This is a genomic window from Microbispora rosea (genome assembly GCF_044460045.1).
Classification (GTDB): Bacteria; Actinomycetota; Actinomycetes; order Streptosporangiales; family Streptosporangiaceae; genus Microbispora; species Microbispora rosea.
Genome location: NZ_JBITJO010000001.1, coordinates 835,436 through 854,111 on the forward strand (window position 1 = coordinate 835,436; position 18,676 = coordinate 854,111).

The 18,676-nt window shown below is 67.5% G+C and carries 18 protein-coding genes, 1 tRNA gene and 2 pseudogenes; 13 read left to right on the forward strand and 8 right to left on the reverse strand.

Annotated features, from left to right (window positions below):
* Positions 1 to 26: 26 nt before the first annotated feature.
* Positions 27 to 395, reverse strand: a complete 369-nt coding sequence (locus tag ACIBK1_RS04035) for a barstar family protein (protein ID WP_396732140.1) — start codon at positions 393 to 395, stop codon at positions 27 to 29.
* An 8-nt stretch (positions 396 to 403) separates the two neighbouring features.
* Positions 404 to 817: a ribonuclease domain-containing protein gene (locus ACIBK1_RS04040; RefSeq protein ID WP_030512186.1), complete on the reverse strand. Its 414-nt coding sequence runs from the start codon at positions 815 to 817 to the stop codon at positions 404 to 406.
* Positions 818 to 969: 152 nt separating this feature from the next.
* Here ACIBK1_RS04040 and ACIBK1_RS04045 point away from each other — a divergent pair, with 152 nt between their 5' ends.
* Both ACIBK1_RS04045 and ACIBK1_RS04050 read left to right on the forward strand, forming a co-directional pair.
* Positions 970 to 1,791, forward strand: coding sequence for a glycoside hydrolase family 16 protein (locus ACIBK1_RS04045; RefSeq protein WP_396732143.1), 822 nt, complete (start codon positions 970 to 972; stop codon positions 1,789 to 1,791).
* A gap of 108 nt (positions 1,792 to 1,899) precedes the next feature.
* A complete protein-coding gene (locus ACIBK1_RS04050; protein ID WP_051762778.1) occupies positions 1,900 to 2,415 on the forward strand; it encodes a DUF4142 domain-containing protein in 516 nt (171 codons plus the stop codon).
* A gap of 54 nt (positions 2,416 to 2,469) precedes the next feature.
* Here the strand turns inward: ACIBK1_RS04050 and ACIBK1_RS04055 are convergent, their stop codons facing one another.
* Positions 2,470 to 2,592 (reverse strand): hypothetical protein, encoded by a 123-nt coding sequence (locus ACIBK1_RS04055; RefSeq protein ID WP_269321836.1) that lies wholly within the window; start codon positions 2,590 to 2,592, stop codon positions 2,470 to 2,472.
* Positions 2,593 to 2,801: 209 nt separating this feature from the next.
* On the opposite strand from ACIBK1_RS04055, the gene ACIBK1_RS04060 reads away from it, so the two are divergent.
* Positions 2,802 to 3,260, forward strand: a complete 459-nt coding sequence (locus tag ACIBK1_RS04060) for a MaoC family dehydratase (protein ID WP_030512183.1) — start codon at positions 2,802 to 2,804, stop codon at positions 3,258 to 3,260.
* Between the two features lie 163 nt (positions 3,261 to 3,423).
* Positions 3,424 to 3,496, forward strand: a tRNA-Arg gene (locus ACIBK1_RS04065).
* A 325-nt stretch (positions 3,497 to 3,821) separates the two neighbouring features.
* Here the strand turns inward: ACIBK1_RS04065 and ACIBK1_RS04070 are convergent.
* Positions 3,822 to 5,021 (reverse strand): PAS domain-containing sensor histidine kinase, encoded by a 1,200-nt coding sequence (locus ACIBK1_RS04070; protein WP_396732146.1) that lies wholly within the window; start codon positions 5,019 to 5,021, stop codon positions 3,822 to 3,824.
* Positions 5,022 to 5,834: 813 nt separating this feature from the next.
* Between ACIBK1_RS04070 and ACIBK1_RS04075 the strand changes: the two genes are divergently transcribed.
* Genes ACIBK1_RS04075 through ACIBK1_RS04085 form a run of 3 tightly spaced genes read left to right on the forward strand, consistent with a single transcriptional unit; the run spans position 5,835 to position 8,603 of the window.
* Entirely contained in the window at positions 5,835 to 6,680 is an 846-nt protein-coding gene (locus ACIBK1_RS04075; RefSeq protein ID WP_396732149.1) for a peptidoglycan-binding protein, read from the forward strand.
* Positions 6,681 to 6,721: 41 nt separating this feature from the next.
* Positions 6,722 to 7,618 carry a peptidase inhibitor family I36 protein gene (locus tag ACIBK1_RS04080; protein WP_396732152.1) on the forward strand — a complete coding sequence of 299 codons (897 nt, stop codon included), beginning with the start codon at positions 6,722 to 6,724 and terminating at the stop codon, positions 7,616 to 7,618.
* A 34-nt stretch (positions 7,619 to 7,652) separates the two neighbouring features.
* The gene (locus ACIBK1_RS04085; protein ID WP_396732155.1) at positions 7,653 to 8,603 is read left to right on the forward strand and encodes a peptidase inhibitor family I36 protein; all 951 of its coding nucleotides are present in this window, start codon (positions 7,653 to 7,655) and stop codon (positions 8,601 to 8,603) included.
* 59 nt (positions 8,604 to 8,662) lie between these two features.
* Here the strand turns inward: ACIBK1_RS04085 and ACIBK1_RS04090 are convergent, their stop codons facing one another.
* A complete protein-coding gene (locus tag ACIBK1_RS04090; protein ID WP_396733132.1) occupies positions 8,663 to 9,709 on the reverse strand; it encodes an NBR1-Ig-like domain-containing protein in 1,047 nt (348 codons plus the stop codon).
* A 99-nt stretch (positions 9,710 to 9,808) separates the two neighbouring features.
* Here ACIBK1_RS04090 and ACIBK1_RS04095 point away from each other — a divergent pair, with 99 nt between their 5' ends.
* The 3 genes and pseudogenes from ACIBK1_RS04095 to ACIBK1_RS04105 all read left to right on the forward strand — a co-directional run.
* A complete protein-coding gene (locus tag ACIBK1_RS04095) occupies positions 9,809 to 10,456 on the forward strand; it encodes an RNA polymerase sigma factor (protein WP_396732158.1) in 648 nt (215 codons plus the stop codon).
* Positions 10,457 to 11,563: 1,107 nt separating this feature from the next.
* Positions 11,564 to 11,905 carry a hypothetical protein gene (locus tag ACIBK1_RS04100; RefSeq protein ID WP_396732160.1) on the forward strand — a complete coding sequence of 114 codons (342 nt, stop codon included), beginning with the start codon at positions 11,564 to 11,566 and terminating at the stop codon, positions 11,903 to 11,905.
* Between the two features lie 494 nt (positions 11,906 to 12,399).
* Positions 12,400 to 12,513: pseudogene (locus tag ACIBK1_RS04105) on the forward strand (transposase); the annotation flags it as partial.
* A gap of 497 nt (positions 12,514 to 13,010) precedes the next feature.
* Here the strand turns inward: ACIBK1_RS04105 and ACIBK1_RS04110 are convergent.
* Positions 13,011 to 13,325 carry a hypothetical protein gene (locus tag ACIBK1_RS04110; RefSeq protein WP_396732163.1) on the reverse strand — a complete coding sequence of 105 codons (315 nt, stop codon included), beginning with the start codon at positions 13,323 to 13,325 and terminating at the stop codon, positions 13,011 to 13,013.
* Positions 13,326 to 13,548: 223 nt separating this feature from the next.
* Between ACIBK1_RS04110 and ACIBK1_RS04115 the strand changes: the two genes are divergently transcribed.
* Together ACIBK1_RS04115 and cpt are read left to right on the forward strand one after the other, a co-directional pair.
* Positions 13,549 to 14,007: a nuclear transport factor 2 family protein gene (locus tag ACIBK1_RS04115; RefSeq protein ID WP_396732166.1), complete on the forward strand. Its 459-nt coding sequence runs from the start codon at positions 13,549 to 13,551 to the stop codon at positions 14,005 to 14,007.
* Positions 14,008 to 14,179: 172 nt separating this feature from the next.
* Positions 14,180 to 14,716, forward strand: a complete 537-nt coding sequence (gene cpt / locus ACIBK1_RS04120) for a chloramphenicol phosphotransferase CPT (RefSeq protein WP_030512174.1) — start codon at positions 14,180 to 14,182, stop codon at positions 14,714 to 14,716.
* Positions 14,717 to 14,953: 237 nt separating this feature from the next.
* Here cpt and ACIBK1_RS04125 read toward each other — a convergent pair whose 3' ends face one another.
* A complete protein-coding gene (locus tag ACIBK1_RS04125) occupies positions 14,954 to 16,525 on the reverse strand; it encodes a cellulase family glycosylhydrolase (RefSeq protein WP_396733135.1) in 1,572 nt (523 codons plus the stop codon).
* Between the two features lie 237 nt (positions 16,526 to 16,762).
* Positions 16,763 to 17,035 (reverse strand): annotated as a pseudogene (locus ACIBK1_RS04135) (cellulose binding domain-containing protein); the annotation flags it as partial.
* A gap of 645 nt (positions 17,036 to 17,680) precedes the next feature.
* Here ACIBK1_RS04135 and ACIBK1_RS04140 point away from each other — a divergent pair.
* A complete protein-coding gene (locus tag ACIBK1_RS04140) occupies positions 17,681 to 18,655 on the forward strand; it encodes a LacI family DNA-binding transcriptional regulator (protein WP_357319348.1) in 975 nt (324 codons plus the stop codon).
* Positions 18,656 to 18,676 lie beyond the last annotated feature (21 nt).

The following is an 18,676-nucleotide window of genomic DNA, read 5'->3' on the forward strand; positions in this document are numbered from 1 at the left end:
GGTCCGGCTGAGGATCGTACGGGTGATCAGGGCAGGGCGTCGGTCAGCCGGCGGCGGAGCCGGGGTCCGTGGGCGGGGTCCGTGTGGAGGGTCAGGGTCAGCCCGGCCTCGGCGGCGCCGGCGAGGACGGCGAGCAGGGTGGTGAACTGCCCGGGAGGCTCGGCGTCGAGCAGTTCCTCGGCGTGCTCCACGGCCAGGTGGACCGGCCCGATGTCGCGTAGGGAGTCGGTGAGGGCGTCCCAGTTGCGACCGAAGTACGCCGGGAGGCGCAGGGCCCGTGCCACCTCGTCGAAGAAGGCGGCACGGGTCCGGCAGGCCCGCCCGTCGACGACCGCCGGGGCCGCATCGGTGGTCACCGTGAGCCACGGGGGCAGCGGACGCTCGGCGGAGGTCATGGGAGGTCCTAGAGCCTGTAGAAGTCGGTGTAGTGGTTGGGCGAGAACCAGGTCACGCCGGTGCTGCGGTTGACGACGATCCGGTACGCGTCACGCGAGGCGCCCCGCGCACGGGAGTAGACGTCGTACTCGTAGTAGGTGGCGCCGCTGGGGAGCTGTCCCTCCCGGTTGTAGAAGCGCCCGCCGGTGTAGTTGTACCTGCCGTCCGGCCAGGAATACCAGCCGCTGCTGGTGGGGTAGCCCTTCCCGGCCCAGATGGCGTTCGCCGAGCGGGCGTCGGCGCAGCGGGAGATGGTGCAGGAGCCGTAGACCGACGCGTGGGCGGGGACGGTGCCGGTCACTCCGGTGAGGGACACGATGGCGGCGAGCATGACGGTGAGCCGTCGCGGCCAGGACGGCCGGAAGCGTCGCGAAGTCTGCACGAGACCTCCTTGTGGGGGCGAGGGGACAGACATTCGCCAGCATCACCTCGAAACCGGGACGAACCAAGGGAGAGATCGGTGAACTCCCGTTGTCTTTTCCGTATGCCCCGAGGTGTGCCTGGTTCCTCCACGGATCGATCCAGGATTGACGCATGAGCGAAGCCAAGAACGGCACGTACGCGCTGGACCCGGCGGCGAAGGCCGGCTACGTGCTGGAGTTCGAGGACACCTTCGACGGGGACGGGCTCGACGAGCGTCGCTGGATTCCGCGTTATCTGCCCCAATGGACCACACGCGCCGCCTCGGCGGCCCACTATCGCGTGGGAGACGGCCGCCTGCGCCTGCTCATCGAGGAGGACCAGCCGGCGTGGTCGCCGGAGATGGAGGGCCGGATGCGCGTGTCCTCACTGCAGACGGGTGTGTTCTCCGGGCCGGTGGGCAGCGCCGTCGGCCAGCACGGGAGGGGCGGCCGGGCCGTCGTCCGCGAGGCACAGGACGAGGCGCGGCTCTACACCCCGCACTTCGGCCTGATCGAGATGCGCGCCCGGGCCACCGACGATCCGCGCGCCATGGTCGCGCTGTGGATGATCGGCTTCGAGGACGCTCCCGAGCGGTCGGCGGAGATCTGCGTCTGCGAGATCTTCGGGCGTGACGTATGCCGGGACGCGACGGCGGTCGGCATGGGCGTCCATCCGTTCGGCGATCCCGCGATCACCGACGAGTTCGCCGCCGAGGTCCTCCCCATCGACGCGCGTGATTTCCATGTGTACGCGGTTGAGTGGACGAAGGAGCGGGTGACGTTCTTCGTGGACGGCCGGCACGTCAGGACCATCCGGCAGTCTCCGGACTATCCGATGCAACTCATGCTCGGCATCTACGAGTTTCCCGGCGCGGAGGGACCCGAGAGGGTGGGGCCGTACCCCAAGGAGTTCGTGGTCGACTACGTCAGGGGCTACCGGCCTATGGCGAATTGAGCCGTACGAGGCGCGGCTGATGGGTATGAGGTATTTGAAGCGTCATGCCCGGATGGTCGAGGCCGATCAGTCGCTGCTCGGCCGCCGGGCGAAGGATCGGGGGATCTGATGCTGAGATGGCTCATCGTCCTGGTGGCGGCCGTGGTCCCGGCGCTGTCGGGGGTCACCGCGGGTCACGCGGCGCCGCCGGATGTCAGCGATCAGGACAAGGCCTTCCTGGTCGGCGCGCACCAGGACAACCTCGCGGAGATCCAGGGCGGGCAGATCGCCGAGCGGCAGGCCGGCAAGCAGTCGGTCAGGGACGCCGGCAGGAAGTTCGTGGAGGACCACACCTCCCTCGACGACCAGCTCAAGCGGGTGGCCAAGAAACTGGGTGTGGACCTGCCGAGCCGGCCGAGCGAGGAGCAGCAGGCCGAGCTGCGGAAGTTCGCCGCCAAGGGCGGCACCGCGTTCGACCGCATGTGGATCGGCGCGCAGGTCGAGGATCACCGCAAGACCCTGGACTTCCTGGACAAGGAAGTCTCGACCGGTTCCTCCCCGGAGGTGAAGAACCTCGCCCGGGACGCCAAGCCGGTGGTCCGGGAGCATCTCGACCTGGTCACGAGCATTCAGAGTGGTGAGTGACGACCGGTGCCGGCCGGGGCTGGTCTCCGGCCGGCACGTCCCCTCCCCGCATGCTCACCCGAGCAGCTTGACCAGCAGCAGGATGATGAGCGCCCAGCAGACGAGACCCGCGACCACGACCGCGATGAGTCCGCGGAGCCGATACCGCTTGCCGGGTGGACCGGATTGCTCGTCCACGTTCCCTCCACGTCGGGGCGTGTTCCGGCGTACACCCCGCCTTGTGCAGATACCCCCGAGGGTCATGGGCTGTTCGTCACTCACAGTGATGTGTCTGTTGCCTAGTGGCAGCACTCGCTCGCTCCCCCGATGGAACCAGTGTGGAGGTCAACGCGCCCCCCGTCTCCCGATTCCCGCCGGTCCCGGGTCCGCGTGAATAGGCTGCGATCATGCGGATCTTCACGAACCTCGCCGAACTCAAGGCGGCCAAGGGCGAGCATCTCGGGTACACCGACTGGCGAGAGATCGGTCAGGAGAGGGTGAACGCCTTCGCCGACGCGACGGACGACCACCAGTGGATTCACGTGGACCCGGACCGGGCGAAGGAGAGCCCGTTCGGCGGCACCATCGCCCACGGATACCTCACGCTCTCGCTGCTGCCGTCGCTGCTCGGTGAGTTGTACCGCGTGGACGGTCTGCGCATGGCCATCAATTATGGGCTGAACAAGGTGCGCTTCCCCCGGCCGGTTCCCGTCGGGTCCCGCGTACGGGCGGGGGCGGAGGTCACCGACGTCAAGGGCACTCCCTCGGGCACCCTCGCGAACCTCCGCGTCACGATCGAGGTCGAGGGAGTCGACAGGCCGGCCTGCATCGCCGACACGCTCACGCTCTTCGTTCCTCAGGAGTGACCGGCCCCGCGCGTCCCCGGCCCGTCCGCTCGCGGTGCTCCGCGCGTACGGGCTCGGGCTGACGGCTTGACCGGGGGCGGAGCGGTTTATTGGCGCAAGCAGGGGTGACGGGTCTGGTAGAGTTACACCCGTTGCAGGGCACCGCAGGTGAACAGGCAGCAAAGCGGCCGTAGCTCAATGGATAGAGCATCTGACTACGGATCAGAAGGTTAGGGGTTCGAGTCCTCTCGGCCGCGCACATCACAGAAGGCCCGTAACCAGGAAAACCTGGTGGCGGGCCTTAGTGTTTTCCGGCTTTATGCGGTCTCTCCCGTGTCTGTGGGAGCCGTCTTGGGAGCCACCCGTTTCGGCCGGCCCAGAGATCGCGCCCGTGGCCGCGGCCGGCGTGTCGCCTGTGCGTCGAAGGTCATGAAGTGGATCTTCGGAAGTTCCGTCTTAACCAAATTTGAGGGGCAGCATCGCTACGCCAGGGTCTGCCCGCCACGGCCGTCAGGCGGCTGCTGTGCCAAACCACTGATGGCCTGCCTCTCCGTCGCAACAATCACCTACGCACGACGACCCCTAGGCCGCGAGGGGGAGACGGAGGACGAAGCGGGCGCCGGTGGGGTGATCAGCGGCGTACAGGCGCCCGCCGTAGGCGCGGGCGATCTCGCGGGCGATGGGCAGCCCGAGCCCGGAGCCACCGGGATCCCGGCGACAGGCATCGTCCAGGCGGAAGAAGCGCTCGAAGATCTTTTCGCGGTCGGCCGGAGCAATGCCGGGGCCATCGTCGATGACTTCTAGGACCGCGTCCGGCGGGTCGACCGTGACGCTGATCTCGATCATCGCGGAGGTGTGCCGTTCGGCGTTGTTGACCAGGTTGCTCAGGAGCCGCACCAGCCGGATCCGGGAGGCGTTTACCATCACCTGCCTCTCGAGCCGGGTGACGACGGATACGGTCAGAGCGCGGCGTTCCAGTTCATCTATCACCAGATGGGTCAGGTCGACTGGTTCGGCTGGGGCGGGCGGCGCGGCGTCCTGACGGGCGAGTTCCAGCAGATCGTTCACGATGTCGTTGAGTCGCTCGACGTCCATCAGCAGTTTGCGCAGGATCTGGTGCAGGTCGCTGTCAGGTTCCGCGATCGCGACCTCAAGCTCGGTCAGGAGCCCAGTGATCGGGTTGCGCAAGTCGTGGGAGGCGTCGAAGACGAACCGCCGCTGCCGTTCGATGACCTCTCGTAACATCGACGTGGTCTGGCGTTGTTGCCTGTGCGCCTGCTTGAGTTCTTCGTTGAGCTCCTGGAGCTCGCATGCGCGAGCGTAGAGGTCGGTTCTCATCGCCTCAAGCTCAGACCGAGCCCTCGTGACGTCACGCTCGCCGGACAACCTCAGCTCCTGGAGGAAGTCAGTGACCTCCTCGGAACGGTGAACGATCAGCTTCACTTCACCGTCAGGGCCCAGGACGGGCGAGTTGGACACGCTCCAGTACCGCTCCTCGAACACCCCCAGTCTGTCGTTTGCCTCGATGTCGTACCGCTGCAGCGCCATGATGTCCCGTTTGCCGGTGGCGACAACGCGTTCCACCGAAGCACGCAGACGCACCACCCCCTGCACGTCGGGATCGTTAGGAGCGTTGGGATTGCCGGGGAAGACGGCGCAGAAGTGCCGGCCGAGCAGGTCCGCCTGACTCCGCCCGACCAACTTCAGGAAGGAGTCGTTGGCCGCCACTACGACGAAGTCCGGTGTCATTATGAGCAACGGGGACACGAGGGCCTTGAACACCGCCCTGAAGTCAACCGTTGAATCCATTACAACCTCAAATCCATCACAACACCTCACCTGGGTTCGGCGTAATTCGGGTTGCCTTGATACACGAACAGGTGGTTGACCTGGGGGGAAAGTCCGTACAGGCTCGCCAGGGCGTGTCTCTGGCGATGTGACCTCTTGGGCCGATTCAGGCCGCGACCGGCTTTCACCCCGAGTGCTGGCGCGAAGACACCCGTCGCCGGGAGATTGGACGATTTCGTCCAGTTTGCCCTTGTATGTGAAGATTGTCAAGACCCGCCGAGACGATGATCCGAAACGCCCTAGCTCAGAGCTGGTCCGGCCGTGAGGACCGGGAATCGGCGAGACGGCCTGAGCGACCAAGTGAGTGACACCATCGCCACGATCTCTGAGCGTCAAGTCAACTGCCCGCCGGAACGGCGGGGCCTCAGCTCCGTTCTGGTTCCGCCCGAGACGGCGGAACGCCGGAAATCCACGGGAGACGTTGAGAGCCCCGTCCACCAACCCCGCGTCATCACTCGTCGCCGGCCCACTTCAGAGGCCGCGAATCGAGCCGAGTACGGGAGCCACCTTGGGAGCCACCCATTTCGGTCGGCCCGGTACAGCGCTCTTCGGCCCGCCAGCGGACGCCCCTGGCGATCGTGACGCCGCCGTCTGCCAGAGGATCGCCTGTCAGGCGGCGCGTACGCCTGTACGAGGAGCCTGCCGTACAGGCTGACAACACGATCGCGTTGTGGACGGCGCCGGAGATCCGAAACCGTGGGTCCCGCCGCAGGAACCACCTGCCGGCGTTCGACACCGGGAGAAACGATGAAGCTGCCTCCATGCGCCGCCGCCCTCGCGGCGGGCGCCCTGCTCGCTTGCCTGACCGGAGCGCCCGGGGCGTCGGCGGCACAGGCAGCCGAGGCCGGGGCCCGGCCGGGCGTGAACATGGAAGCCACTGTCAAGGCGGCTCAGATCGACCCGCGACGGTCCGACCACACGCTGACCCCGGGGGCCAAGGCCGGCGTGCTGCTCGTCGAGGAGGCGCTGCGCGACCGGCACCTGCTCGACGCGAAGTGGGTGGACGGTTACTTCGGCACCACGACCGTCGCCGCCTTCGCGAAGTTCCAGAGGTCGCTCGGCCGCACTGGTCTCGCCGCCAGCGGCCTTCCGGACACGGCGTCGCTCACCAGGCTTGGAGCCGGCCGTTTCACGGTCACCCACGTCATCGGGCCGGGTGCTCGGGTGTCCACCGGCGGCGTCGTCGTCGACACCCGCACGCGGAGCATGCTGGCCGAGGCGAAGCGGCTGCTCGGCCGCGACCTCGTGCTCTTGCAGGGGTCGTACAACCGCGGCGGCGATCCCACGTCCGCGGGCACCCACGACGGCGGGGGCGTCGTCGACATCTCGGTCAAGGGAATGGATTCCGCCACTCGTATCGCCGCCGTCCGTGCGTTGCGGCGTGTCGGATTCGCGGCATGGCTGCGCAACCCCGATCAGGACGACTGGCCGTGGCACATCCATGCCGCCGCCGTCAACGACACCGACCTCTCCAGCCAGGCCCAGCATCAGATCGGTGACTACTACCTCGGTCTGAACGGGCTCGCCGGCCGCGGCCCGGACGACGGCCCGAAGGTGCCCATTCGCACCTGGGAGGAGTACCGGCGCCGCTGACCATCCGTAAGCCAGACCGCACAGACACGAAGGAGAACACCATGGGAACGTTCGACAAGATCCTCACCACGGCTGCCGTCGCGATGGTGCTCGGTGGGACGGTGCTGGCCACCGCCTCGCCGGCCTCGGCGGCCACGCGCAACGGCGTGTGCGAGGCCGGTGAGTTCTGTTACTACTTCAACAGCAACAACCAGGGGTCGGTGTCCGACTTCGCCGGTTCGGTAGGGGACTACGGAACGCGGCAGCCCTCCTGCTTCGACTTCAAGGGGCCCGGCGCCGGGAAGGGCAAGTGCATCAAGAACGCCGCCGCCTCGGTCTGGAACCGCAGCGCCAAGACCGTACGCGTCTACTACAACAGCAACTACGGCAGCAGCGTCTACCAGGACTTCGCCCCCGGGGCCAAGGGCAACCTCAAGGCCGGCCTCAAGAACCAGAACGCCTCCCACCAGTTCGGCCCGTCGTCATCGGCGCGCGTCAACATGTCGTACGCGCTGTACAAAACCGGCGGCGGCTACATCAGCTGCGGCTTCGACGGTTACGTCCACACCTCTGGCCGGCATGAGGGTATCGACATCAAGCGCAGCGTGGGTTCGGATGTCCACGCCCTGGTGAGCGGTCAGATCATCAACGTCGTGTACGGGCGCAACGGCGGCTCCGGGCTCTCCACGATCGCCGTCTACAACGCCTCGCTGAACAAGACGATCATCTACCTGCACTCCGCTCCGCTGCCCTCGCTGCGCGTGGGCCAGCAGATCGCGCGCGGCCAGGTCATCGCGGACGAGGCGTGGCACGGGGTGTCGTCCAGCAGCGCCGCGCACACCCACGTCGAGATGCGCCCCGGACGGCAGAAGCTCGCCGCCAAGAGCGTCGGCGACTCGACGCTGAGCAACCCGAACCCGAACTCGTTCTGGATCTCCCAGGGCTACAACATCCACTAGCGGACCGCGGCCTGCGATGAAGAGGAAGGCAACTGTGTCTCCACGAAATGCACGGCTGATCTCGCCGCTCGCCGCGGCTGCCGTCGCGATGGTGCTCGGTGGGACGGTGCTGGCCACCGCCTCGCCCGCCTCGGCGGCCGCGCGCAACGGGGTGTGCGAGGCCGGTGAGTTCTGTTACTACTTCAACAGCAACAACCAGGGGTCGGTGTCCGACTTCGCCGGATCGGCCGGGGGCTACGGAACCCGGCAGCCCTCCTGCTTCGACTTCAAGGGGCCCGGCGCCGGCAAGGGCAGGTGCATCAAGAACGCCGCCGCCTCGGTCTGGAACCGCAGCGCCAAGACCGTACGCGTCTACTACAACAGCAACTACGGCGGCAGCGTCTACCAGGACTTCGCCCCCGGGGCCAAGGGCAACCTCAAGGCCGGCCTCAAGAACCAGAACGCCTCCCACCGGTTCCTGAGCTCCGCGCCGCCGACCGGGTGCAAGACCGACGGCACGTACGGCAAGCTGCCCACGACGATCCTCGTCTACCGGAGATCCCTCAACCGCGTGGACCGGGTGGAGTTCAAGACGTACGTCAAGAACGTCCTGCCCAACGAGTGGCGGTCGCACTGGCCGAGGGAGTCTCTCAGGGCCGGGGCGATCGCGGTCAAGCAGTTCGGCTGGTACTGGGCGCTGAGGTCGGCGAGCAAGACGCCGAGCGGCCAGTGCTACGACGTCGCCGACGACACGGCCAGCCAAATGTACAAGCCGGGCTCCGCGACGGCGGCGACGAACGCCGCGGTGGACGCGACATGGGGCATCCGGATGACGCGCGACGGCAAGATCTTCAAGGCCCAGTACTGCTCCACGACGACGGCGTGCCGTCACTGGGTCACCGGCGACTGGATGTCGCAGAACGGCTCTCGCGACAAGGCGGAGGCGGGCTGGAGCTACTCCAGGATCCTCACGTACTACTACAAGGGGATCGTTCTCCAATCCTGAAACCCCCAACACCGTCCGCCCCTGTTCCCCGCCGTGTCGTACGCGGCGGGGAACAGGCGTCAGTCGACGATGACCTGGAAGTTGAGTGGCCGCCCTCCGGGGAACGCGACCCGCCCCGAACCCTCCATCATCTTGAACCGCACGTAGCACAGGCCCGGCGTCTTCGGCGTGGTGATGTCGGTCCGGATGTCGACCATCTCTCCGGGCTGCGTGTCCTTGATCGGTACGTCGGAGACGGTCTGGCATTGATCGGGTTGCTGCGGGAGGTCGAGGCGGTGCAACGAATATCCCTTCCACGGCACGGTCCCGGCGTTCTTGAGCCGCCAGACCTTGGTCACGGTCTGGCGGGGGCCGACGCGCGTGCAGTCGGGCAGCGTGATGTCCCCGATGAACTTCGCCGAATCACCCTCGTGCGCGGGCGGGCTCCACGGAGGGCTGGTGGGGTGCACCGGGCAGTCGGCCGCAGACAGCCCGGTCTTCGACGGGCTCTCCGACGGGTTCACGCCGTGCCCGCCGGTCCCGGAACCACGATCGACGGTGACCGCGATGAGCACCACCGTCGCCACACCGACTGCCCCTGTCGCGAGCGCGGCGGCAGCCGGGCGGGATGGCCGGAATCGCCCCCGGCCGCCCGGCGCAGAGGGAACCGGCTGGACGTCGCCCGCGATCTCGTCCGGCGGTGGCGGCGGCGTGGTCAGAGTCGCCGGGGTCTCACCAGCAGGCCGTGCGGCATGCGACCCGGTGGCACTCTGCGCGGTTCGACCTTCCGTGACGTCCGTGGCGGAGGCTTCGAGTCCGTGCAGCGGATGGGCCGCCGAAGTGCCCGCGCGGTTCGGCGGAGCCCCGGCGCTCGCCGACCTGACCGCCAGGTTCGCCCCCTCCCAGCGTTCGCGGTACGCGGCGGGGTCCGCGCCGCACGCCTTGACGAACTCGACGGTGGTCTCCCAACTCGGGAGCCGGTTGCCCTTCGTGGCCTCGTGCAACGTCGTGTGTGAGATCGCTCCCGACCGGCCGGACATTTCGCGAAAAGGTGGGTTGCCGACCGATTTGCGAAGTTCTCGCAATGCCGCCGCGAAGTCCTCGATCGCCTCCGCGCGTGCACGCATGTCGTCCACCCGGGTGAAGCTAACAGCGCCCGCGGTATCCGCTCAAGCTTACGGAGTATCTCGCATACGTCCTCCTGCGCCTCGGTCCCCGCGGCAGGGTTGGAATGGTGTCCGGCCCCCGTCCGTTCGGCGTCCGGGGCCGGCCCTGCCGCACTGTGCCGGGATGACCTGTGCCGGGATGACCTGTGCCGGGATGACCTGTGCCGGGATGACCTGTGCCGGGATGACCTGTGCCGGGATGACCGGCACGTCGAAGCCGTCACGCGGTTCATGGCCTGTCGGGTCGATGACCCTCACACAGTCGCCGATCTGGTCGCAGAGGTCTTCATGGCAGTGCTCGACTCGGCGCATACCTACCGTCCCAGTTTGGGCAGTGAGATCGGTCGGCTGTATGGCATCGCACGCAACGTGCTCTCCGCTGAACAGCAGCGCTCCGTGCGTGAGTTCCGGCTGACTGAGCGGATCAGCGGACGCAGGCTGCTCGACGCCGACGATCTGTCGCGTCTTGAAGAGCGCCTGGACGCGGAGAGCCCTGCTCGGCAGGCGCTCGCTGCCATGGCTGTGCTGCCCGAGAGCGAGCGGGCCGTCCTGGAACTGGTGGCTATCGACCAGCTCACTGTAGGAGAGGCGGCAGCGGCTCTCGGGATCAGGCAGGGGACCGCCAGGGTCCGCTTGCACCGTGCCCGTCAGCCATTACGCCACGCTCCCGGCGTAATGCCTCCCGCCGTCGTGGAAGGACTCCGATGAACTTCGAGGAGAGGCTGCTCATGGAGCTCAAGGCCGAAATGGCTACGTGAGCGACGCAGGAAGCCACCCGTAAGCAGCGCGGGATCATGACCCGCGCCCGCATCCTCGCGGTGGCGGGGATAACGGCGGCCGCTGTCGCGGTTCCCCTGACGCTGGGGAGGAGCGGCCGCCTACGCGGTGGTGAAGAACCCTGACGGCACACTCGTCGTGACGGTCAAGGAGTTGCAGGACCCCGAAGGTCTCCAGGCCGAGCTGAACGCCCAGGGCATCAGGGCCGATGTCACCTACACCCCACGGGATAAGAAGTGCGCACCTGGACGATTCATCGGTGCGGACTACGCCTACGTCTCGCCGAACCCCAAGAACATGACCGCACAGCACCGTGAGGAGTTCGACCGGCCGGAGCACTGGCGTTCCAGGCATGTCACGCGTCCCATCAGCAGGGACAAGTTCATGATCTCGCCGGAGTTCATGCATCTCGAGAGACCCTGGTGCTGGAGTTCAGGCTTGGCAACGCCCCGGGAGTGGGCTGGAGCCTGGGAGCCTATCTGGCCAAGCCCGGCAGCCCTGTGCGTGCCTTGCATGTGCAGGCCAGAGAGATGGCGGGAAGTTAAGAAGAGGTGCTTCTGGTCGGGAACCGACCTCTGCTGTCGAGTTCACACGCCACGGTTCCTGTTCCTGGGAGCCGCCCGGACGAACGGTCCTGAACTGGATCGGAACCTGAACGGCGAGGGCTCCGGTGAGCAGCTCGGCGAACTGCTTCGAACGCCTGGACATGGTCCGGGGGACATACGGATCAAGCTCAGGGGTTCGAGTCCTCTCGGCCGTGCCCAGCTCGAAGGCCCATTTCGATCACCGGGAGGGCCTTTTCGAACTTGCAACCGCCTACAGCAACTCGCTCTACCGCTGTCAATCGCCGGCCCGCCAGAGGCGCACGGTTTCCGGGGACATGACCGATCGTCTCACCTGCCGCCCAGGGATGAGACGACCCTTACAACCCGCACCCTCCCTGCTCATCTCCGAGGAGGGCCGGGGTGCAGGGGGCGGAGCCCCCTGCGGTTCTTCGCTGTGAGTGCTCGGCAAACTGGGCTTCGTCACTCGGTCCCGGTGGTCGTCGAGCTTCTGGTGTTCCGCCTTCGGGCTCAGGTCGTGGTGGTCGTGGTCGAGCCGGTGGTGGTGTCACCCACCGCCGCCGCCGCCGTCGCCGCCACCGCCACCGCCGCCGTCGCCGCCACCGCCTCCACCGCCGTCGCCGCCACCGCCACCGCCGCCGTCGCCGCCACCGCCTCCACCGCCGTCGCCGCCACCGCCTCCACCGCCGTCGCCGCCACCGCCGCCGCCCTGCTCGTGGGCGAGGGGCGCGTCCTCAGTGTGGAGTCCGGGGCTCGAAGTCAGCATCGACGAGAACGCGTCGTGTGCTGCGGCGGTCTCCGAAGCGCCGACTGCTGACGTGTTCGCCGGGCTCGTTACGGCTGACGCTTGGGCTGCTTGGCCCAGCCCTAAAGTCAGGGCTCCGATGAAAACTGCGCCCGCCGCAGAGAGTCGCTTACCGGTCATCGGCGTCTCCTTTCGGTTTCGCGCGACAACTGTCGGATCGCGCGACGATTTCCCTTACGACCTATCGTTAGCCCGGACGCTGCGAGGCGTCCAGATGAGGTGACGTGGAGTTGCAGGATTCCGCGAGCCGGCAATGCTGACGGCAGATATCTGCTTTGGATGCCGCCGATGCGATTTACCGGTCCGATGCGGTCGCATGAACTCTTGGAGAGGCAAGGAGAACACATCCATCGAAACACTCGGCATCGGACCATCAGATCTAGAGCCTGTCTGACAGACGATCACTGTTGGTGCGGTCAGGTGATCGCTCGTAGTGAGGCATGGTGAGCTGACCGACAAGGCCTGGCAAGCGGACCGCTCCGTTACTGCCGCCCACGGACGGCAAGGGCCGTCCGTGGCGCGACATCCCCGAGCGGTACGGTCCCTGGCGGACCTGTTGCGAGCGATTCAAGCGCTGGGACCAGGGCGACACCTGGGCGCGTCTGCTGGAGGAGAAGCAGGGCAGCAGGCGGCCTGCCCATGGCTCTGCACCTGACCGCGAGGCAACGTGGTCGACTGCTCGGCGTTCGAAGCGGTGCCGGACGAGCGGTCAGCGTGAAGATCAGGGATCGTGCATGACCGGTTGAGCTAGATCTGATCAGCTGATGCAGGGTGTAGTGACGGATGTGTTCTCGTTGTCTCTTCGAGAGTTCTTGTGATCGCATCGGACAGGTAATTGCATCGGTGGTTGTCCAAAGCAGGAATCCGCCGTCAGCATTACGGGCTCGTGAAATCCTGCAACTCCACGTCACCTCATCTGGACGCCTTCAGAGTCCAGGCTAACGATGGGTCGTAAGTGCAATCGTCGCGCGATCCGACAGTTGTCGCGCGAAACCGGAGGGAGACGCTAATGGCCGATAAGCGACTCTATGCGGCGGGCGCGATTTTCATCGGAGCCCTGACTTTGGGGCTGGGTCAAACATCCCAAGCGTCAGCCGTAGCGAGCCCGGCGAACACGTCAGCAGTCGGCGCTTCGGAGACCGCCGCAGCACACGACGCGTTCTCGTCGATGCCGACTTCGAGCCCCGGACACCGCACTGACCTCACGCCTCGCACCTACGACCAGGGCGGCGGCGGTGGCGGCGGCAACGGCGGCGGAGGTGGAGGCGGCAACGGCGGCGGAGGCGGCGGAGGCGGCGGCGGTGGCGGAGGCGGCGGCGGTGGCGGCCAGCACGAGCACCGCCATCACGGCCACCACCATGGCCAGCACCACCGGCACCACCGGCACCACCATGGCCACCACCGTCATCATCGTCACTAGCTCTACGAACACCGAGGGCCCGCCAGGTGGCCAGCCTGGTGGGTCTTTTCGGATTCACGCCCGGAGACCACTACCGCGCTCCCGGGCTACGTCGAGGTGGGGGCCGGTCGGGGGCGGTTCGGTCATCGTGGCGGTGGCAGCGACCTCGGACATTCGTTCGCTCCACGCTTGTTGACCGATTGTCCTCTTCAGTCTAGGTTTGTCGAGCAGAGTCGGCGTCGACGAAGGAGGCGGGATGCCCGCGACTCCGCGCGATCTGCTCGACCGCTTCCAGCAGGCGATGCTCGACTTCTCGGCCGACGCGCTGGCCGACCTGTTCGCCGATGAGGCGATATATGAGTTCGTGTTCTGGACGCCACATCGCGGTCCGTCGCAGCGGTACGACGGGCGGGAGGAGATCCGCGTCGGCTTCAGGGCGGCGTGGGGATCGGTGTCCAAGCCGCCGCTGACCGGATTCGGCGAGGTGTGTGTTCACGAGACGGCCGACCCCGAAGTGATCATCTCTGAGGGTGAGATGGACGGTGTCAACCATGCGACCGGACGGCCGTTCACCTCCCGATTCGTGCTCGTCCTGCGCGCCCGCGACGGCCGTATCGTCCACCTGCGCGACTACTCGGACGTGCTGCGGACCGCGGCGGGGCTCGGGCGTCTGACCCAGCTCTTCGACCAGGTGCGCGCCGAGTCCGCGCCATGAAAGGCCGCTCTGCCGGTGAGGCCGGCTGTCGGGGCGGCTCCCACAGACGCGCTCTGGCCGTACAGATGTCGCGCCCCGGGCGGAGCGCCTCTGGCGCCGGTCGCTGGACGGCGCGGATGGGCCACCTGAAAACCGTTTGAGAACGTGTAGGGCCGCCCTCTACCGTGGCGCGGTGGCGACACAGGTGATTGTCCTCAACGGCGGTTCCAGCTCCGGCAAGTCCGGGATCTCCCGGTGCTTGCAGGCGGTCCTTCCGGATCCGTGGCTTGCTCTCTCGGTCGACACCATGGTCGAGGCGATGCCCGCCTCCTTGCGCGCATCGGATGCGGGGATCACTTTCGCACCGGACGGCCGGGTCGATGTCGGGCCGGCATTCCAGGCGATGGATGCGGCGTGGACGGAGGGGATCGCCGCGATGGCCCGCGCGGGCGCCCGGGTCATCGTGGATGACGTGTTTCTCGGCGGGCCGGCGTCGCGGCAACGCTGGGAGAAAGTCCTTGCCGGGCTGGAGGTGCTCTGGGTCGGTGTGCGGTGCGACAGCGCGGTGGCGGCAGGGCGAGAGATCGCGCGGGGCGACCGTGTCATAGGGATGGCCGCGTTGCAGGCGGAAGTGGTTCACGAGGGCGTGGTCTACGACCTCGTGGTGGACACCACACACACGGAGTCCCTGACGTGCGCGCGGACAATCGCCGGCCGAGTGCGTCGCTGACGCCGGCGTTTTCGCAGTTCCGCGAACGACCGCTCGCACCGGTCACCACGAGCAGTGACCGATGCCTCGGTGAGCACGGCGATCGACGCTCGAACGTCTCCACGTCGCCCTGACCACCGAATCCGGTGCGAACTGACCTCACATGGTCGACCACCCTCGGCCCTCCGCTGTCAACCGGGTGCTCCTCGCCGGCGCATGCCGCGGCCGAAAGGGCCGTGGCGTGCGCCGGATGGTTCGTCAGCTGGTGCCGCCGGTCACCGTGCTGCCGGACTTGGTGATGTAGTACGTGATCTGCGCCCCGCTCCAGAAGTGGAAGGTGAGGGTGACGCGGCCGTCGTTGACCTCATTGAAGAACTCGGGTTTGAGGATGACGGTGTTGGCGCTGTAGTCGGGCTGGAAGTGGTCCCAGAAACCCTTGTACGGGGTCCAGTTGGCCGGTCCGGCGGGGCTCCCGTCGGCGTACTTGGCCTCCATGGTGGCGAGCTGGTCGCCGCGGAACTGGGTGGGGATGGCGAACGAGGAGGTCGTGCCGGTGGCGGCGGCCTGGGTCGGCGGATCGGAGGTGATGATGCTGATCTGCCACGGCGCGCCCTGGGAGAAGCGGGCCTCGATCGTGGCGTTCACACCGTAGGCCCGGTTCCCGGCCAGCCGGGTGAGGGCCGCCGCGGTGAGGGTCAGCGTGTTGCCGGACACGGTGTAGTCAGCGAGGTCGACACCGTTCTGCCGCAGGCCCTGGAACGAGGTGCCGTTGAGGTTGAGGGTGAGCGTTTTGGCGGTGATCGTGCCGTTCCGGGGCACGTACACCTGATCGGACGAGGCCGTGGCGGATCGCGTGGTCCAGCCGGCCTTCATCATCTCGTACACGCCCTGGTCCCGCCAGCGCAGCTCGTTGCGTTCCAGGAAGGAGCCCGCGTCCCAGAGCATGGTGGTGAGCTTGCGGATGCGGGCGTGGTAGCCGACGGCCTCGATGAACTTCAGGAACTCGCCGCGTTCGATGATGCCGGGCCGCGTGTAGTCGTAGGCGAGCAGCGCCCACTCTCCGACGATCACGGGGATCCCGCGGGACACGAACGTGTTGTACACCCGGTCGAAGCCGCTGACCAGGTCGTTTTCGACGTTGCTGTCGTACCGGGTGCCGCCCGCGATGTTGACGCTGAACGGCCACCACCCGTAGAAGTGCACCGTCGCGGCGAGGTTGGGGTCGTGCAACTGGGTGAAGGTGCCCGACAACGCGTCCAGCCGGGCCTGCTCGGAGCTGGTGTACAGGGTGGGCAGCACGAGCAGCCGGGTGGCGTTGCCGCCGCCAGACGCGCGCACAAGGCGGACGAAGGCGGTGTTGAGCTCGTTCAGCACCTGGTCGCTCTCGCCGTCTCCCGAGGTGCCCGTGAACTGCGGCTCGTTGATGCTCTCGAACACCAGCTTCTGCGAGTAGTCGCGGAACGTGCCGGCGAGCTGCCGCCACAGCGCGGTGTACCGGTTCATCACGGTCGTACGGTCGCCGGGGTACCCGTTGATCCACTGCCAGGAGTCGTGATGCATGTTGATCATCACGTAGAAGCCCTCGGCAAGGGACCAGTCGACCACCTGGCGGACGCGGCTCAGCCAGGCGGCGTCGAGGGTGTAGCCCGGCGCCGGGCCGTGGTGGTCGCTCCAGGTGATCGGGATCCGGATGCTGTTGTATCCCTGGGACCGCACGTAGTGCAGCATGGCTTGGGTCGTGGGCGGGTTGCCCCATGACGTCTCGTCGGGGATCGCGTCGAAGGTGTTGCCCAGGTTCCAGCCGGGCTGCATGGCGGCCACCCTGGCCATCGCGTCGCCCGGCTGCGGAGACGCCGACGGCGAGGGCGACGGCGAGGGCGACGGCGAGGGCGACGGCGACGGGCTGGGTGACGGTGACCGCGGCGGGCTGACGGATGGCGACGGTGACCGTGACGGGCTGGCGGATGGCGACGGGCTGGGAGACGGCGAGGCGCCGGTATTTCCCGTGCAGGTGACGCCGTTGAGCGTGAACGCCGCCGGTGCGGTGTTGCTGCCCGACCACGACCCGTTGAAGCCGAAGGAGACCGTCGCGTTGGTGGCGATGGCCGCGTTCCAGCTCGCATTCGCTGCGGTGACCTGCGCGCCCGACGAGGTGACCGTCGCATTCCACGCCTGGGTGACCTGCTGCCCCGAGGGGAACGTCCAGGCCAGTTTCCAGCCGTTGACCGGGTTGCCGAGGTTGGTGACCTCCACGTTGGCGGTGAAACCGCCCGGCCACTGGGCCGAGACCGCGTACGCCACGCGGCACCCGACGGCGGCTTGGGCGTTGACGGCCGTCATCGTCGCTGCCGACAGCAGTGTGATCAAGGCCCCGATAACCGCGCTGACGCGCAGACGGGTTCTTCGCAGGTTGAACGGATCCACGGTCACTCTCCCCTGTGCGCGCCAGCCTTGGATGGCACCGATCGTCACATGAGAAACTTTCTAAGAAAATCGCTGGAAACATAGCATCGGCAACTGTCGGCGACCACTGGCCATCCCCGGCGGTCTCGCATGGGTATTAGTGGATGTCGAAGTGCACGCGCCAGGAGTCGCTCAACTGCGTCTCCCGCGAGGTCACTGATGTGATCGCTTGTTCTCCCCCCATGCGCAGAAACCAGAGTGAGAAACTTTCGTCAACAACACTTTGAAAGTTTCAGTTGCGCTGCCCGTGCCGGACAGAGGTAACCGTCGGCATCGCCGGAGCGGTCACCCGCATATGCGCCGCCGATCCGACCGGTTCCACTCCACGAGCAGCGCGACGTCCAGGCGAGGCCCGACGGGTTATCCTTGCGCCGTGAAATGGCCCGCGGCGGCTGACCGGGCGGGGGACGGCACGGCGCGAGCCGGCGCCGTGCCGGGGAAGAAGGGGGCCAGTTGTCGTACGCCGAGTCGCACGGACCGGTTGCCGACCACGAGCGCTCGAAAGGCGACCCGGCCCGGCCTGTGACCATCTCCTACATCGCAGAGACCGCCGGGGTGTCGATCCCCACGGTGTCGAAGGTCATCAACGGCCGTTCGGGCGTGTCCCCGGACACCCGCGCCCGGGTCGAAGCGCTGATCAGCGAGTACGGATACCGCAAGGTCAATCGCAGGAACATGATGGAGCTCGTCTTCGGCGAGCTTGAGGACATGTGGGGAGTCGAGATCATCCGCGGTGTCGAGCGGGTGGCCCGTGAGCACCGCGTGGGGGTCGTCCTGACGGAGTTCGGCCCACGGCGCGACACGGGGGAACATCCGATCGACGAGACACTGGCCCGCCGCCCTGCCTGCGTCGTGACGGTGGCCCAGCTGTCGGAGGAGCAGCGCGACCAGCTGCGCGCCAAGGACATCCCGTTCGTGGTTTTCGATCCCACTACCGAACTGCCCGACGGCGTCCCCTTCGTCGGCGCGACGAACTGGGCGGGTGGCCGGTCGGCCACGCGCCACCTGATCGAGCTTGGGCACCGCAGGATCGCGATGATCGCCGGCCCCGACCGGGTCCTGTGCTGCCGGGCCAGGCTGGACGGGTATCGCTCCGCTCTGGAGGCCGCCGGCCTCGCTGCCGACCCCGGCCTCGTCGTCCGCACCGGCCTCACCAAGGAGGATGGGCAAACGGCCGCGATCAACCTGCTCGAGCGCGCGGAGCGCCCCACGGCGATCTTCGCCTGCAACGACCTCCAGGCGCTCGGCGTCTACCAGGCCGCCCGCGAACTGGGGTTGCGGATTCCGGCGGACCTGAGCGTGGTCGGCTTCGACGATCTGCCCATCACCGCCCTTGTCGACCCACCGTTGACCACCGTCCACCAGCCGCTCACCGAGATGGCCGCGGCCGCCACCGAGCTGGCACTCGCCCTGGGGCGGGGAGAGGAGACGTCGCAGGTGGGTCTCGAACTGGCCACCACCCTCACGGTCCGGGGGAGTACCTCCCCGCCGGCCTGACCGTCCGAGCGGAGGTCCGCC

Coding starts and splice junctions, on each gene's coding strand:
- ACIBK1_RS04035 (WP_396732140.1), bottom strand. CDS start 395: ATGACCTCCGCCGAGCGTCCGCTGCCCCCGTGGCTCACGGTGACCACC.
- ACIBK1_RS04045 (WP_396732143.1), top strand. CDS start 970: ATGAGCGAAGCCAAGAACGGCACGTACGCGCTGGACCCGGCGGCGAAG.
- ACIBK1_RS04075 (WP_396732149.1), top strand. CDS start 5,835: ATGAAGCTGCCTCCATGCGCCGCCGCCCTCGCGGCGGGCGCCCTGCTC.
- ACIBK1_RS04050 (WP_051762778.1), top strand. CDS start 1,900: ATGCTGAGATGGCTCATCGTCCTGGTGGCGGCCGTGGTCCCGGCGCTG.
- ACIBK1_RS04125 (WP_396733135.1), bottom strand. CDS start 16,525: ATGGCCAGGGTGGCCGCCATGCAGCCCGGCTGGAACCTGGGCAACACC.
- ACIBK1_RS04060 (WP_030512183.1), top strand. CDS start 2,802: ATGCGGATCTTCACGAACCTCGCCGAACTCAAGGCGGCCAAGGGCGAG.
- ACIBK1_RS04080 (WP_396732152.1), top strand. CDS start 6,722: ATGGGAACGTTCGACAAGATCCTCACCACGGCTGCCGTCGCGATGGTG.
- ACIBK1_RS04090 (WP_396733132.1), bottom strand. CDS start 9,709: ATGCGTGCACGCGCGGAGGCGATCGAGGACTTCGCGGCGGCATTGCGA.
- ACIBK1_RS04115 (WP_396732166.1), top strand. CDS start 13,549: ATGCCCGCGACTCCGCGCGATCTGCTCGACCGCTTCCAGCAGGCGATG.